Genomic DNA, 14,606 nt, shown 5'->3' with positions numbered 1-14,606 from the left:
CTGCCGTTTTTTGGCTCTGTTTCTTTGAGCCTGTACCCGAACAACAATAGTCGCTCCCTAAATTTTGGCTGGCCGGCGTTGCATTGCCGCATGGGCCCTTGAGAAAACTATTCATGAAGAAGCTGTGTTTGCTGGGTCTGTTCGTCAGCCTGGCCAGTCATCAAGTATTGGCCGCTACGACCCCGGTACCTCTGGAAAACAAGGACGCGTTCATCAGCAACCTGATGAAGCAAATGACCCTCGACGAGAAGATTGGCCAGTTGCGCCTGATCAGCATCGGCCCGGAAATGCCCCGTGAGCTGATCCGCAAGGAGATTGCCGGTGGCAACATCGGCGGCACGTTCAACTCGATCACCCGCGCGGAAAACCGTCCGATGCAGGACGCCGCCATGCGCAGCCGCCTGAAGATTCCGATGTTTTTCGCGTACGACGTGATCCACGGTCACCGTACGATTTTCCCGATTCCACTGGCCCTCGCTTCGAGCTGGGACATGGACGCCATCGGTCAGTCCGGGCGCGTTGCTGCTAAAGAAGCCGCTGCCGACAGCCTCGACATCACCTTCGCGCCGATGGTCGACATCTCCCGCGACCCGCGCTGGGGCCGCAGCTCCGAAGGCTTCGGTGAAGACACCTACCTGACTTCACGCATTGCCGGCGTCATGGTGCGCGCCTATCAGGGGGCCACCCCGAGCGCGGCCGACAGCATCATGGCCAGCGTCAAGCACTTCGCCCTGTACGGCGCGGTCGAGGGCGGTCGCGACTACAATACTGTCGACATGAGCCCGGTGAAGATGTACCAGGACTACCTGCCACCGTACCGCGCCGCGATCGATGCCGGCGCTGGCGGTGTGATGGTCGCGTTGAACTCGATCAACGGCATTCCGGCCACCGCCAACACCTGGCTGATGAATGATCTGCTGCGCAAAGACTGGGGCTTCAAGGGCCTGGCGGTCAGCGACCACGGCGCGATTTTCGAACTGATCAAGCACGGCGTGGCCCGCGACGGTCGTGAAGCGGCGAAGCTGGCGATCAAGGCCGGTATCGACATGAGCATGAACGACACCCTGTACGGCAAAGAACTGCCGGGGCTGCTCAAGTCCGGCGAGATCGAACAGAAAGACATCGACAACGCCGTGCGTGAAGTGCTCGCGGCCAAGTACGACATGGGCCTGTTCAAAGACCCGTACCTGCGCATCGGCAAGGCTGAAGATGATCCGTCCGACACCTACGCCGAAAGCCGCCTGCACCGCGCCGAGGCCCGTGAAGTGGCGCGTCGCAGTCTGGTGCTGCTGAAGAACCAGAACGAAACCCTGCCGCTGAAGAAAGACGCAAAAGTCATGCTGGTCGGCCCATTGGCCAAAGCACCGATCGACATGATGGGCAGTTGGGCCGCCGCCGGGCGCCCTGCGCAATCGGTCACGCTGTTCGATGGCATGAGCTCGGTGATCGGTGAAAAGGCGAACCTGATCTACGCCCGTGGCGCCAACATCACCAGCGACAAGAAGGTGCTCGACTACCTGAACTTCCTCAACTTCGATGCGCCGGAAGTGGTCGACGATCCGCGACCGGCCAACGTGCTGATCGACGAAGCGGTAAAAGCCGCCAAGGACGCTGACGTGATCGTTGCGGCTGTGGGCGAATCCCGTGGCATGTCTCATGAATCCTCCAGCCGCACCGACCTGAACATCCCGGAAAACCAACGTGAGCTGATCCGCGCGCTGAAAGCCACCGGCAAACCGCTGGTGCTGGTGCTGATGAACGGCCGCCCACTGACCATTCTCGAAGAGAACCAGTCGGCTGACGCGATTCTGGAAACCTGGTTCAGCGGCACCGAGGGCGGCAACGCCATCGCCGACGTGCTGTTCGGCGACTACAACCCGTCGGGCAAACTGCCGGTGACCTTCCCGCGCTCCGTGGGCCAGATCCCGACTTACTACAACCACCTGAGCATTGGCCGGCCGTTCACGCCGGGCAAACCGGGCAACTACACCTCGCAGTATTTCGATGACACGACCGGGCCGCTGTTCCCGTTCGGTTATGGCCTGAGCTACACCCAATTCGCCCTCAGTGACATGGCGCTGTCGTCGACCACCCTGAACGCCACCGGCAAACTCGACGCCAGCGTCATGGTCAAGAACACCGGCAAGCGTGACGGCGAAACCGTGGTGCAGTTGTACATTCAGGACGTCACCGGCTCGATGATTCGTCCGGTGAAAGAACTGAAGAACTTCCAGAAAATCATGCTCAAGGCCGGTGAACAGAAAGTCGTGCACTTCACCATCAGCGAGGATGACCTGAAGTTCTACAACGCCCAGCTCAAATACGCGGCGGAGCCTGGCAAGTTCAACGTGCAGATCGGCCTGGATTCCCAGGACGTGACGCAGCAGAGCTTTGAATTGCTGTAACCGGTTTTTGCTCGGCTGATCGTTCCCACGCTCCGCGTGGGAACGATCATCAGGTGAGCGGTTATCCGCGGCGGTCGAGGATGTTGACCACCACCCGATCCACCCAGCCCCACACCCGCTGCTTCACCCGCCGCCACAGCGGCCGGCGCTGCCATTCCTCCAGACTCACCTGCTGACTCAGCCCGAAGTCCTTCAGAAAACTCGCCTGCACCGCTGCCGTCAACGACGGGTCCAGCGCCTCCAGATTCGCCTCCAGATTGAAACGCAAGTTCCAATGATCGAAGTTGCACGAACCAATGCTCACCCAATCGTCGACCAAGACCATTTTCAAGTGCAGGAAGCACGGCTGGTATTCGAAGATCTGCACCCCGGCCTTGAGCAGTCGCGGGTAGTAGCGATGCCCGGCGTAACGCACCGACGGATGATCGGTGCGCGGCCCGGTCAGCAGTAGCCGCACATCGACTCCGCGTGCAGCAGCCTTGCGCAGGGAGCGGCGGATTTTCCAGGTCGGCAGGAAATACGGTGTGGCCATCCAGATGCGTTTTTGCCCACTGTTCAAAGCGCGGAACAGCGATTGCAAAATGTCGCGATGCTGGCGGGCGTCGGCATACGCCACGCGGCCCATGCCCTCGCCCTTGTCCGGCACCCGTGGTAATCGCGGCAAGCCGAAATGCGCGGCCGGGCGCCAGGCGCGGCGATAGCGGTTGGCGATCCACTGACGATCAAACAGCAATTGCCAGTCAATCACCAGTGGGCCGCTGATCTCGACCATCACTTCGTGCCACTCGCTGGTGTCGTGCCCCGGTGTCCAGAACTCATCAGTGACTCCGGTGCCGCCGACCACTGCCAGACGCTGATCGACCAACAGCAACTTGCGATGATCACGATAGAAATTGCCGACCCAGCGCCGCCAATTCAGCCGATTGTAGAAACGCAGTTCAACCCCGGCATGGGTCAGGCGCTGACGCAGATTGAGGGTGAACGCGAGGCTGCCGTAATCATCGAACAGGCAGCGCACGCGCACACCACGCTCGGCGGCCAGCACCAACGCTTGCACGATGGTTTCGGCACAGGCGCCGGCCTCGACCAGATACAACTCCAGTTCGATCTGCTCCTGCGCGCCAGCAATCTGCTCAAGCATGCGCGGAAAGAATTGCGGGCCATCGATCAACAGCTCGAAGCGGTTGCCATCGCGCCACGGGAACACCGCGCCGCGCATGTCAGCGCGCCGTGAAAATCAGCACCGCACCCACCGGCACCGACAGACTGATCGCCGACAGGTCGGCGAGTTTGCGCAGGCTTTCCAGCCCCGGCACCAGATCGAAATCCTCGGCGTTGATCACCAGCGGCTCCAGGGTGACCACTTGAAAACGCCGGTCATCGAGGCGCGTCGCCAGCAGCTCAGCGGGGTATTCGTGTTGCTTGCCGTGCAGGTTGACGGTCAGCGGCAGACGCAATTCCAGCTGCGCACCGGGAGCCAGATCGTTGATTGGGCGCAGGTCGATCTGGGTGGTGATGGTCGCTTCGGGGAATTGCTCGATCTGGAACAGCTCCTTGCGCATGCGCTCGTCACGCAGCGGGATGCCACTGTTGATCGAATCCAGCTCGACTTCGACTTCGGCGCGACCGTTGGGGTCGACCTTGCCGTGCAACACCAGAAAGCGCTGCACCTCGGAAATATGGGTGTTTTTTGTGCTGACAAAAGACAGCCGCGACGACTCGCCGTCCAGATACCAATTGGCCTGCGCCGGCAACGCGACGGTGGCGAGCAGCAGACTGGACAGGGTTGCACAGAGAGAGCGGTTGAACATTGAACACTCGTAGGGCCGATAAACCTGCACGAACCTTAACCGCCCACGCTGTTATTGCAAACTGAAGATCACACCCGGTGGGAGCGAGCCTGCTCGCGAAGACGTCATCTGCCTCAACAGAGAAGGTGCGCCTGCTATTGCATTCGCGAGCAGGCTCGCTCCCACAAAAAACAATCGGGTGTTTCAGGGATTCAGGCGACAGCCTTGCCGTTCGCTTTGCCACTGGGCGCGGTTGCTGCGGCCCATGCCGCTGACCGTGATGGTTTTGTTCGCGCTGTCATCCGTGAATTGGCTGGTCGGCAGCCATTGTTTTACATAGCCACGGCAGTACTCGGCATCATTGTTCATCACATAACGACAGGAACAATATTCCTTGGCGGTGTAGGCGCTGATGATGTCGGGGAAGGCCCACAGATTTTCGCGCTCGTAGACGATCCAGCCGAGCAACAGGACCAGCATTAACAGGAATAAGCGCTTCATGGGCGCACCGCCTTCAGCACACGCTTAAGCAACTCGTTGTGACGGTAGCTGCCGTCGCGATCATCGCCATATCGCACGATCACCAGTTTCTCGCTGGGGATCACGTAAAGCGCCTGGCCCCAGTGGCCGAGGGCCGCGAAGGTGTCGAGCGGTGCATCGGGCCACGGTGACAAGGCGCCATCGGCCGGGCGATTGAGCCACCATTGACCGCCGGGCACCGCTTCGTCCTGATGAGCCTTGTAGCCGGCGAAGGGCTGCCGATTGAAGTCGACCCACTCCTTGGGCAGCAATTGCCGATCGTTCCAGCGCCCGTCACGGGCCATCAACAGACCGACGCGCGCCAGATCCCTCGCCGTCAGGTAAGCATAAGACGACGCGACAAACGTGCCGTTGGCATCAGTCTCCCAAACGGCGTGGCGGATGCCCAACGGTTCGAACAACGCCGTCCACGGATAATCAGGATAACGCTGCGGGCCGACGATATTTTTCAACGCCGCCGCGAGCAGGTTGCTGTCGCCGCTGGAATAACGGAAGGCCTGCCCCGGTTCGGCGTAAGCATCGTGATCGGCGGTGAACGCGGCCATGTCGCGATGGCCCCGGGTGTAGAGCATCGCCACCACCGAGGATTTCAGTGGCGCGTATTCGTAGTCTTCCTGCCAGTCGATACCGGAGGCCCAGTGCAACAGATCGGCGATTTTGATGGCCGGGTGTTGTTCCAGCGGCGGGTAAAACTGCACGACCGGGGCTTCGAGTTTGAACAGGCCTTCGCCATACGCCATACCGAGGACGGTGGCCATCAGACTTTTGCTGATTGACCAAGTCAGATGCGGGGTTTGTTCGGTGGTCGGGCCGGCGTAACGTTCGTAGAGGATCTGGCCGTCGTGGATGATCAGCAGGGCATCGGTGCGGATGCCTTTGCGGGTTGTGTCGTCGCGGGGTGGGAAGGCGTAATTATCCAGCGCTCCGGTATCGGTGATCGTCGTGCCGATTGGCCATTCTTCACCCGGCCATTGTTCGGCGTGAACGGTGAAGCTGATCAGTAGCAGAAACAGCGACAGGCCTTTGCGCATGGTGAGGGCTCTTGGGGAGAACCTGCTGAGATTAGTCAGGACTCATGACAAATTTGAGATTTTGCTTTTCCATGAAATCGCCATCGCTGGCAAGCCAGCTCCCACAGGGTTCTTGAGTGGATACAAATTTTGTGAACACCTGTGAAACCTGTGGGAGCTGGCTTGCCAGCGATGGGGCCAGTCAGGACACCACCAGTGCCTTGGCCAACCGCTTGGCCCGAGCGCCGGAGGCCAACTGCATCACCCCCCGATCCCGCTGCCACATCTGCGCCCATTCTGCCGGCCCGTAAGTCAACGCCTGACTCACCTCCCCCTCCAGCGCTTCAAACTGCGCAAACAACCCGCCCAACAACACATGCCCGGCCGGATTGTTCGGCGGTTGCCGACTCGCCTCCGCACACCCGGCCAACAGCGCCAGCAAGCGCAATTGCAGCGCCTGCGGCCAGTCACTGTCCTGGCCGACGCCATATAGCCACGCGGTCATCGCGCTCAGCACATAAACGTCCTCCAGGGTGCGGAACGGTTTGACGTAAGCGTCCCAACCATCGCCGGCCAACAACTCGCACAACGCGTTATCAAGCTGCAGCCGACCATGGCTGATGTCAGGCATCAACGGCAGCGCCGGCAGCTTCTCCACGGTCACGCCGGGTTCGCCGGGATACACCACCGCCAGACTCAGGCGCGGCGTTTCACCGGATTCTTCACTGCGCGCGGCGATCAGCAACCAGTCCGCCGCATCGCCGGCGGTGACAAAATCCTTGCGTCCGCTCAGACGTAAATCGGCAAGCCGCGTGTGCATGTCCGCCGGGCGCAAACTGCGCTGTTCGGTCGCACACAACGCACCGAGGCTCAGCGGTGCACTCGGCCACAACATGCGCAATGCCGCCTGGTAACCGACCAGAAACGCCAGCCCCGGCGTCGCCATCCGCCGCCCGCCCGCGACCGCCAATTCGAACGGGGTGACGTTGCCCAGTTGCTGCAACAACGTCGCAAAACCCTCGGCCAGGTCAGCAACGGCGGGCAATCGTTCACGGCGGTGCAGCAAATCTGGCCAGGGCATAAGAGGCTCCTTGTGGGCTGTCATATAAGCATCACCGAACGTTCATGGCGATGACACCGGGGCTACATAGCCTGACTTTGCACAACACGGCTGCATAAAGAAAGTCGATCGGCTGCAACCCACGACGGGTTAAAGGCCCGTACGGAGATTCACATGACTCAGATCGCCCGCATCAGCGACACCGGCAATGAACGCCGCCTGCAAGCCGAACGCCTGATCGGCGCCGAGGCCTTGCAGCAAGCCCAGGCCTTGCGCTTCAACGTCTTCAGCGGCGAGTTCAACGCCAAACTGAAAGGCGCGGAACTGGGTCTGGACATGGATGATTATGATGTTCACTGCAGCCACATCGGTGTGCGTGACTTGAACACCGGCCGTTTGGTGGCGACCACGCGTCTGCTCGATCACACCGCCGCCAGCAGCCTCGGCAAGTTTTACAGCGAAGAAGAATTCAGCCTGCACGGCCTGACGCATCTGCAAGGCCCGATCCTCGAAATCGGTCGCACCTGCGTCGACCCGGCCTATCGCAACGGCGGCACCATTGCGGTGTTGTGGGGCGAATTGGCCGAAGTGTTGAATCAGGGCGGTTACAGCTACTTGATGGGTTGCGCGAGCATTCCTATGCAAGACGGCGGCATCCAGGCCCACGCGATCATGCAGCGTTTGCGTGAACGCTATCTGTGCACCGAACACCTGCGCGCCGAACCGAAAAATCCGCTGCCGACGCTGGATATTCCTTCCAACGTGATCGCCGAAATGCCGCCGCTGCTCAAGGCCTACATGCGCCTGGGCGCGAAGATCTGCGGCGAGCCGTGCTGGGACGAAGACTTCCAGGTCGCCGATGTGTTTATCCTGCTCAAGCGCGACGAACTCTGCCCGCGCTACGCCAAGCACTTCAAGGCGGCCGTGTGATGAGCCGGCTGCGGGTGTACGCGCGGATCGCGCGGGTGCTGCTGGTGGTGGCGCTGGGGTTGACCATGGCCACTGTCTTTGGCGTATTTGAACGAATTGGCCTGGCGCATTCGATGGAACGGCGTCAGCGCTGGTCGCGCTTCTTCATGGCGCGCCTGAGCAATGCCCTGCCCTTTCGCGTGACCGTGCACGGTGAGCTGCCGAAACAGCCGATGCTGTGGGTCAGCAATCATGTGTCGTGGACTGATATTCCGCTGCTCGGCATGCTCACGCCGTTGTCGTTTCTGTCCAAGGCCGAAGTGCGTACCTGGCCGGTGGCTGGTTGGCTGGCGGCGAAGGCTGGCAGCCTGTTCATCCGTCGCGGTTCGGGCGACAGCCAGTTGATCCGCAAGCAGATGACCCGTCACCTGCAAACCGACCACGCCCTGCTGATGTTCCCGGAAGGCACCACCACCGATGGCCGCTCGCTGCGTACCTTTCATGGTCGCTTGCTGGCGGCGGCGATTGATTCCGAGGTGATGCTGCAACCGGTGGCGATCCGTTATCTGCGTGATGGCGAGATCGATGCGCTGGCGCCGTTCATTGGTGATGATGATCTGCTCTCGCACCTGATGCGTCTGTTCAGCAATGATTGCGGCGATGTCGAAGTCCATCTGCTCAAGCCGCTTGCCTGTCAGGGTCGTGAGCGTGCGGCGTTGGCATTTGAAGCACAGCAGGCGGTGCAGAAGGCGTTGTTTGGTGAGGTGGCGAAACCGGCCGAACCGCGTCGTGCAGGCGAACTGATCGCCGCCTGAAAACACACATCCCCTGTAGGAGTGAGCCTGCTCGCGAAAGCGGTGTCTCAGCCAATGTAGATGCTGAATGACACGCCGCCTTCGCGAGCAGGCTCGCTCCCACATTTAGATCTTGAGTGATTCGGGGTTTTGGGCGAAGTCCTGGAGTTGCGGGTAGAACAAGCGGAAGTCTTCACTGAGCGGCTCATACAACCGCCGCAATTCCTCCATCGCCCCCGCCAGCTCTTCCGGCCGGGTCAGTCGCCGTGAGATGCCGCGCAACACCTGCTCCAGCACTTCAAATTCCTGATACGAGCCCAACCAATCATTGGCGACCATGTGCGGGGCAATCTTCGCCAATCGCTCGGGCAGTTGCCGTTCGCGGGTCAGCACCCGATACACATCAGCGGTGAAAACCTCCAGCGGCTGATCGGCATACAACCGCCAGTCCCGGGCCAGGCAATGATCGAAAAACACGTCGAGGACGATCCCGGCATAACGCCGCCTCGTATCGGAAAACCGCCCCAACGCAACGTCCACCAACGGATGGCGATCGGTAAACACGTCAATCCGCCGATGCAGTTGAATGGCCGCCTCGACCTCCGGGGCAAACTGCCCTTGCAGCCGACCTTTGACGAAATCGCCATACAGACTGCCGAGCAGTTGCCCGGGGCGCTGGCCACCGAGGTGTAAATGTGCGAGATAGTTCATGGGCGCAGCTTAGCACTGCGACCCACAAGCCATACACCCACGTATCGTTATAACGCGATATACCAATTTATGCTGATGTCAGATCAAAATCATATTGGTGTATCGCGATCTAACGATTTATATTTCGCCACATCGCGATATAGCGTTGTACACATTGTGAGCACCCTGCCATGAACCTCGACCTCGACGAAATAATAAAAGCCCTGGCGCACCCAGTACGGCGAGACATCCTCAACTGGCTGAAAGACCCGAAGAACGAATTTCCGGAACAGTTGCACAACCACGAGTACGGCATCTGCGCCGGGCAGATCGATCAACGCTGCGGCTTGTCGCAATCGACCGTTTCGGCACACCTCGCAACGTTGCAGCGCGCCGGCCTGATCAGCAGCCAGAAGGCCGGGCAATGGCACTTTTTCAAACGTAACGAGGACGTGATCCAGGCGTTCCTCAGCACCCTCAGTAAAGAGCTCTGACCCTTAACGTCAGCCAGCCGACAAGGAAACCCGCATGCCCCTCTCGCTCCTCATTCTCGCCTTGAGCGCCTTCGCCATCGGCACCACCGAGTTCGTCATCATGGGCCTGCTGCCCAATGTGGCGGCCGACCTCGGTGTGTCGATACCCGGCGCCGGTTGGCTGGTGACCGGATACGCCCTCGGCGTGGCCATCGGTGCGCCGTTCATGGCCATGGCCACCGCCAGACTGCCGCGTAAAGCGGCGCTGGTGGCGTTGATGGGCATCTTTATTGTCGGCAACCTGCTCTGCGCCATTGCCAGTGATTACAACGTGCTGATGTTCGCCCGGGTGATCACCGCGCTGTGCCACGGTGCGTTCTTCGGCATCGGTTCGGTGGTGGCGGCCAATCTGGTGCCGGCCAACAAACGTGCTTCGGCGGTGGCGTTGATGTTCACCGGCCTGACCCTGGCCAACGTCCTCGGTGTGCCGCTGGGCACTGCGCTGGGTCAGCAATACGGCTGGCGCTCGACCTTCTGGGCGGTGACCGTTATCGGCGTGATCGCGCTGATCGGCCTGATCCGCTTCCTGCCGGCCAAGCGTGACGAAGAAAAACTCGACATGCGCGCCGAACTCGCCGCCCTCAAAGGTGCCGGGATCTGGCTGTCGCTGAGCATGACCGCGCTGTTCGCCGCCTCCGTCTTCACCCTGTTCACCTACGTCGCCCCGCTGCTCGGCGAAGTCACCGGCGTGTCACCGCGTGGCGTGACCTGGACGCTGATGCTGATCGGCCTGGGCCTGACCGTCGGCAACATCATCGGCGGCAAACTCGCCGACAAGGGCATGGCCGCGACGTTGATCGGCGTGTTCATCGCCATGGCCGTGGTCTCCACCGTACTGACCTGGACCAGCGTTGCGCTGATCCCGACTGAAATCACTCTGTTCCTCTGGGCCACCGCGTGTTTCGCCGCCGTGCCGGCGCTGCAAGTCAACGTGGTGACCTTCGGCAAAGCCGCACCGAACCTGGTTTCGACCCTGAACATCGGCGCCTTCAACGTCGGCAACGCCCTCGGCGCCTGGGTCGGCGGCAGCGTCATCGCCCACGGCTATGGCCTGACCAGCGTGCCACTCGCGGCGGCGGCTCTGGCCGTGCTCGCCCTGCTGGTGACCCTGATTACTTTCCGTCAGAACGGCAATGCCGATCTGGCCCCGGCAACCAACTGATTAACTTTTACTTACGAGGGTTGTAGACATGGCAACTATTTTTGATCCGATCAAACTCGGCGACGTCGAGCTGGCCAACCGCATCATCATGGCCCCGCTGACCCGCTGCCGCGCCGACGAAGGCCGCGTACCGAACGCGCTGATGGCTGAATACTACGTACAGCGCGCGTCCGCTGGCCTGATCCTCAGTGAGGCCACTTCGGTGACGCCAATGGGCGTTGGCTACCCGGACACCCCGGGAATCTGGTCCAACGATCAAGTGCGCGGCTGGGCCAACGTGACCAAAGCGATTCACGCTGCCGGCGGCAAGATCTTCCTGCAACTGTGGCACGTGGGCCGTATCTCCCACGAGTCGTACCTCAACGGTGAAACGCCGGTGGCACCAAGCGCGATCCAGCCTAAAGGTCACGTCAGCCTGGTGCGCCCACTGGCCGACTACCCAACCCCGCGCGCACTGGAAACCGCTGAAATCGCCGAGATCGTCGACGCTTACCGCACCGGTGCCGAGAACGCCAAAGCCGCCGGTTTCGACGGCGTGGAAATCCACGGCGCCAACGGTTACCTGCTCGACCAGTTCCTGCAAAGCAGCACCAACCAGCGCACCGACAACTACGGTGGCTCGCTGGAAAACCGTGCGCGCCTGCTGCTGGAAGTGACTGACGCCGCGATCGAAGTCTGGGGCGCTGGTCGCGTTGGTGTGCACTTGGCACCGCGCGCTGACTCCCATGACATGGGCGATGACAACCTGGCGGAAACCTTCACCTACGTCGCACGTGAACTGGGCAAGCGCTGCATCGCGTTCATCTGCTCCCGTGAGAAAGAAGGCGCCGACAGCCTCGGTCCGCAATTGAAAGAGGCGTTCGGTGGCCCGTACATTGCCAACGAAAAATTCACCAAGGACAGCGCCAATGAATGGCTGGCCAGCGGCAAGGCTGATGCCGTGGCATTTGGTGTGCCGTTCATTGCCAACCCGGATCTGCCGGCTCGTTTGCAGGCGGATGCGCCGTTGAATGATGCGCGTCCGGAGTTGTTCTACGGTAAGGGGCCGGTCGGTTACATCGACTATCCAGCGCTATAAGCAGTAGGAACACAAAGCCCCCGACTTTTGAGAGTCGGGGGCTTTTTTGTGCTCGCCTGGAGAATGATTGCGCGTCTGAGTACGTAGCCCCTCACCCCAGCCCTCTCCCAGGGGAGAGGGAGCCGATCGGGGAACGTTCGAAATCGGAGCTCAACCGGATATTTCAGGTCGGCGTAACTCGCAAGAACACCTCGGTCAGTCCCTCTCCTTCTGGGAGAGGGGGCCGATCGGGGAATGTTCGGGACGTGAGTTCAACCGGACATTTCAGGTCGGCGTAACTCGCAAGAACACCTCGGTCAGTCCCCTCTACCTCTGGTAGAGGGGGCCGATCGGGGAATATTCGAAACCTGAGTTCGGCTGGATTTTTCACGTCGGTGTATCTCGCAAGAACACCTCGGTCAGTCCCCTCTACCTCTGGGAGAGGGTTAGGGTGAGGGCAAGCGGCTTACACTCATTCACACACAAGACACAAATCCCCTACAAAATGCGTAGCTCGCTACGTTTAAACCCCCCCCGCTGCGAAGCTATATAAAGGCAGGCCAATTGACATAAGCGGTGTCAATTACGCATTTTGTTTCATTTGCGCAGGCTGGGGCTCAGGCGCAGCATATCCAACCCTGTATCGACCCAACGCTCGGCCTCGGCATGCAGCTCAAAGCTGTCCGGCGCCAGAAGCCATCCATACAGAAGGCCATCGATATAGCTGTGAATACTGATGGCCGCGCGGGCGGTGTCGAGATCTTCTGGCAACTGGCCGCGATTGACCGCATTACGCAACGTCAGAGCGATGCGCTCGTTGCAATCGAGACTGACGTCCCGGCGCTGCTGGCGCAAATCGCACATTTCATCGGTGAACTCGCACTTATGAAACAGAATTTCGTTGATACGCCGGGTTTTCGGGTCCAGCGCAACTTGATGAAACAAATGAATCAGCAGTTGGCGCATGCAGCCCAACGGATCGAGTTCATCTTCACTTTCGCTGGCCCTGGCCAATTCATCCAGCGGCTCACGCAGCGAATCCAGCATGGCCTGGACCAGATCGGCCTTGTTACTGAAATGCCAGTAAATAGCACCACGTGTGACGCCGGCCATTGTCGCGATATCGGCCAGCGTCGTACGAGCGACACCCCTTTCATAAAAGGCTTTCTCCGCCGCTTCCAGGATCTGGCTACGGGTTTCTTGAGCTTCCTCTTTGGTACGACGGACCATGACAGTAAAACCTCAAACAGGATGTTTCAGGGATGGCTGAATATCCGCTGAATAAAGAGGGGGCGATCTCTCACGGATCTGCTCCCCGGCCTACAATTTCAAACCTTGCGACGAGTTTTGTAACAGGGTGGATACGACGCCAAGGTATTTACAAACAACCATGAACGTAAGTATATTCCTTAGCAAGCTACTTATCCACCCGATACCCATTTTTTACCCTTCCACACTTCTTGTGCGCTTTTTGCGCGCCTGACCCGAGGATCTTCATGCAATTCAAGCCAGCTGTTACCGCTCTGGTCACTGCCGTCGCCCTGGCATCGCTGCTCAGCGGATGTAAAAAGGAAGAAGCGGCACCGGCCGCTCCACCGCCTCAGGTCGGCGTCGTCACCCTGCAACCACAAGCCTTTACCCTCACCTCCGAACTGCCGGGGCGCACCAGTGCGTACCGCATCGCGGAAGTTCGACCACAGGTCAACGGCATCATTCTCAAGCGCCTGTTCAAGGAAGGCGGCGATGTCAAAGCCGGTCAGCAGCTGTATCAGATCGATCCGGCGGTTTATGAAGCGACCCTGAAAAGCGCCGAAGCCAGCCTGCGTTCGACCAAGTCGATCTCCGACCGCTACAAGCAACTGGTCGATGAACAGGCCGTGAGCCGCCAGGAATACGACACCGCCGTGGCCAACCGCATGGAATCGGAAGCGTCGCTGCAGAGCGCGCAGATCAACGTGCGTTACACCAAGGTGTACGCGCCGATCTCCGGGCGTATCGGCCGCTCTTCGGTCACCGAAGGTGCCTTGGTGAGCAATGGTCAAACCGACGCCATGGCCGTGATCCAGCAACTGGACCCGATCTACGTTGATGTCACCCAGTCCTCGGTGGAACTGCTGGAGCTGCGCCGCGAACTGGAAAGCGGTCGTCTGCAGAAAGCGGGTGACAACGCCGCCGCAGTCAAGCTGACTCTGGAAGACGGCAGCCAATACAAGCTCGACGGTAAGCTGGAATTCTCCGAAGTGTCGGTCGACCAGACCACCGGTTCGGTAACCCTGCGCGCCGTGTTCCCGAACCCGGATCACACCCTGTTGCCAGGCATGTTCGTCCACGCGCAGCTGCAGGCCGGTGTCAACAGCGCCGCGATCCTCGCCCCGCAGCAAGGCGTGACCCGTGACCTCAAAGGCACGCCGACCGCACTGGTCGTCGGCCCGGACAACAAAGTCGAGTTGCGTCAGTTGAAGGCCAGCCGCACCGTCGGCAGCCAATGGCTGATCGAAGACGGCTTGAAGGCCGGCGATCGCCTGATCACCGAAGGGCTGCAATTCGTCAAACCGGGCGTCGAGGTCAAACCGACTGAAGCGACCAACGTCGGCACCAAGAACCCGGCCCCCGCTCAGGCAGCTGACAAAGCCGCCGGCGGCAAAGGGGAGTAATC

Annotated in this window: 14 protein-coding genes; 7 read left to right on the top strand and 7 right to left on the bottom strand. The window is 60.4% G+C overall.

Features of this window, described 5'->3' with window-relative positions:
• The first annotated feature begins 113 nt into the window (after window positions 1-113).
• The gene (bglX, locus tag ACOYXH_RS03185) at window positions 114-2,405 is read left to right on the top strand and encodes a beta-glucosidase BglX (RefSeq protein ID WP_460410252.1); all 2,292 of its coding nucleotides are present in this window, start codon (window positions 114-116) and stop codon (window positions 2,403-2,405) included.
• 61 nt (window positions 2,406-2,466) lie between these two features.
• On the opposite strand, the gene ACOYXH_RS03180 is transcribed toward bglX, so the two are convergent.
• The 5 genes from ACOYXH_RS03180 to ACOYXH_RS03160 all read right to left on the bottom strand — a co-directional run bounded on the left by ACOYXH_RS03180 (window position 2,467) and on the right by ACOYXH_RS03160 (window position 6,826).
• Window positions 2,467-3,624 carry a phospholipase D-like domain-containing protein gene (locus ACOYXH_RS03180; protein ID WP_093438576.1) on the bottom strand — a complete coding sequence of 386 codons (1,158 nt, stop codon included), beginning with the start codon at window positions 3,622-3,624 and terminating at the stop codon, window positions 2,467-2,469.
• Between the two features lies 1 nt (window position 3,625).
• A complete protein-coding gene (locus tag ACOYXH_RS03175) occupies window positions 3,626-4,216 on the bottom strand; it encodes a YceI family protein (protein ID WP_095049168.1) in 591 nt (196 codons plus the stop codon).
• A gap of 183 nt (window positions 4,217-4,399) precedes the next feature.
• Window positions 4,400-4,696 carry an amidase gene (locus tag ACOYXH_RS03170; protein ID WP_095049167.1) on the bottom strand — a complete coding sequence of 99 codons (297 nt, stop codon included), beginning with the start codon at window positions 4,694-4,696 and terminating at the stop codon, window positions 4,400-4,402.
• Window positions 4,693-5,766, bottom strand: coding sequence for a serine hydrolase domain-containing protein (locus ACOYXH_RS03165; protein WP_095049166.1), 1,074 nt, complete (start codon window positions 5,764-5,766; stop codon window positions 4,693-4,695). Before ACOYXH_RS03165 ends, ACOYXH_RS03170 begins: the two co-directional genes overlap by 4 nt.
• A 181-nt stretch (window positions 5,767-5,947) precedes the next feature.
• Entirely contained in the window at window positions 5,948-6,826 is an 879-nt protein-coding gene (locus tag ACOYXH_RS03160) for an acyl-CoA dehydrogenase middle domain-containing protein (RefSeq protein WP_220558246.1), read from the bottom strand.
• 153 nt (window positions 6,827-6,979) lie between these two features.
• Here ACOYXH_RS03160 and olsB point away from each other — a divergent pair, with 153 nt between their 5' ends.
• Window positions 6,980-7,735: an L-ornithine N(alpha)-acyltransferase gene (gene olsB, locus ACOYXH_RS03155; RefSeq protein ID WP_093438600.1), complete on the top strand. Its 756-nt coding sequence runs from the start codon at window positions 6,980-6,982 to the stop codon at window positions 7,733-7,735.
• Window positions 7,735-8,529 carry a lysophospholipid acyltransferase family protein gene (locus ACOYXH_RS03150; RefSeq protein ID WP_095049164.1) on the top strand — a complete coding sequence of 265 codons (795 nt, stop codon included), beginning with the start codon at window positions 7,735-7,737 and terminating at the stop codon, window positions 8,527-8,529. Before olsB ends, ACOYXH_RS03150 begins: the two co-directional genes overlap by 1 nt.
• Before the next feature lie 105 nt (window positions 8,530-8,634).
• Here the strand turns inward: ACOYXH_RS03150 and ACOYXH_RS03145 are convergent, their stop codons facing one another.
• A complete protein-coding gene (locus tag ACOYXH_RS03145; protein ID WP_220558245.1) occupies window positions 8,635-9,219 on the bottom strand; it encodes an acyl carrier protein phosphodiesterase in 585 nt (194 codons plus the stop codon).
• 170 nt (window positions 9,220-9,389) lie between these two features.
• Between ACOYXH_RS03145 and ACOYXH_RS03140 the strand changes: the two genes are divergently transcribed.
• The 3 genes from ACOYXH_RS03140 to ACOYXH_RS03130 are packed head-to-tail and all read left to right on the top strand — an operon-like array spanning window position 9,390 to window position 11,971.
• Complete coding sequence (locus ACOYXH_RS03140) at window positions 9,390-9,692, top strand: ArsR/SmtB family transcription factor (protein ID WP_007917068.1); 303 nt, start codon at window positions 9,390-9,392, stop codon at window positions 9,690-9,692.
• Window positions 9,693-9,726: 34 nt separating this feature from the next.
• Window positions 9,727-10,893, top strand: a complete 1,167-nt coding sequence (locus tag ACOYXH_RS03135; protein ID WP_095049162.1) for an MFS transporter — start codon at window positions 9,727-9,729, stop codon at window positions 10,891-10,893.
• Between the two features lie 28 nt (window positions 10,894-10,921).
• Window positions 10,922-11,971, top strand: a complete 1,050-nt coding sequence (locus ACOYXH_RS03130; RefSeq protein ID WP_460410251.1) for an alkene reductase — start codon at window positions 10,922-10,924, stop codon at window positions 11,969-11,971.
• Between the two features lie 576 nt (window positions 11,972-12,547).
• Here ACOYXH_RS03130 and emhR read toward each other — a convergent pair.
• A complete protein-coding gene (emhR, locus tag ACOYXH_RS03125) occupies window positions 12,548-13,180 on the bottom strand; it encodes an efflux system transcriptional repressor EmhR (RefSeq protein WP_016982806.1) in 633 nt (210 codons plus the stop codon).
• A 266-nt stretch (window positions 13,181-13,446) separates the two neighbouring features.
• Between emhR and emhA the strand changes: the two genes are divergently transcribed.
• Window positions 13,447-14,604 carry an efflux RND transporter periplasmic adaptor subunit EmhA gene (emhA, locus tag ACOYXH_RS03120; RefSeq protein WP_095049160.1) on the top strand — a complete coding sequence of 386 codons (1,158 nt, stop codon included), beginning with the start codon at window positions 13,447-13,449 and terminating at the stop codon, window positions 14,602-14,604.
• The last annotated feature ends 2 nt before the right edge of the window (window positions 14,605-14,606 follow it).

Source organism: Pseudomonas sp. Mb7 (genome assembly GCF_054790525.1).
Note: the sequence above shows the minus strand (reverse complement) of the source record. Positions and strands in the feature narration are given on the sequence as shown.

What these genes read in the sequence shown, in the direction of transcription:
- ACOYXH_RS03170 (WP_095049167.1), bottom strand. Translation starts at nt 4,696, where the DNA reads ATGAAGCGCTTATTCCTGTTAATGCTGGTCCTGTTGCTCGGCTGGATC.
- ACOYXH_RS03130 (WP_460410251.1), top strand. Translation starts at nt 10,922, where the DNA reads ATGGCAACTATTTTTGATCCGATCAAACTCGGCGACGTCGAGCTGGCC.
- emhA (WP_095049160.1), top strand. Translation starts at nt 13,447, where the DNA reads ATGCAATTCAAGCCAGCTGTTACCGCTCTGGTCACTGCCGTCGCCCTG.
- ACOYXH_RS03165 (WP_095049166.1), bottom strand. Translation starts at nt 5,766, where the DNA reads ATGCGCAAAGGCCTGTCGCTGTTTCTGCTACTGATCAGCTTCACCGTT.
- ACOYXH_RS03145 (WP_220558245.1), bottom strand. Translation starts at nt 9,219, where the DNA reads ATGAACTATCTCGCACATTTACACCTCGGTGGCCAGCGCCCCGGGCAA.
- ACOYXH_RS03160 (WP_220558246.1), bottom strand. Translation starts at nt 6,826, where the DNA reads ATGCCCTGGCCAGATTTGCTGCACCGCCGTGAACGATTGCCCGCCGTT.
- olsB (WP_093438600.1), top strand. Translation starts at nt 6,980, where the DNA reads ATGACTCAGATCGCCCGCATCAGCGACACCGGCAATGAACGCCGCCTG.
- ACOYXH_RS03140 (WP_007917068.1), top strand. Translation starts at nt 9,390, where the DNA reads ATGAACCTCGACCTCGACGAAATAATAAAAGCCCTGGCGCACCCAGTA.
- emhR (WP_016982806.1), bottom strand. Translation starts at nt 13,180, where the DNA reads ATGGTCCGTCGTACCAAAGAGGAAGCTCAAGAAACCCGTAGCCAGATC.
- ACOYXH_RS03180 (WP_093438576.1), bottom strand. Translation starts at nt 3,624, where the DNA reads ATGCGCGGCGCGGTGTTCCCGTGGCGCGATGGCAACCGCTTCGAGCTG.
- bglX (WP_460410252.1), top strand. Translation starts at nt 114, where the DNA reads ATGAAGAAGCTGTGTTTGCTGGGTCTGTTCGTCAGCCTGGCCAGTCAT.
- ACOYXH_RS03175 (WP_095049168.1), bottom strand. Translation starts at nt 4,216, where the DNA reads ATGTTCAACCGCTCTCTCTGTGCAACCCTGTCCAGTCTGCTGCTCGCC.
- ACOYXH_RS03135 (WP_095049162.1), top strand. Translation starts at nt 9,727, where the DNA reads ATGCCCCTCTCGCTCCTCATTCTCGCCTTGAGCGCCTTCGCCATCGGC.
- ACOYXH_RS03150 (WP_095049164.1), top strand. Translation starts at nt 7,735, where the DNA reads ATGAGCCGGCTGCGGGTGTACGCGCGGATCGCGCGGGTGCTGCTGGTG.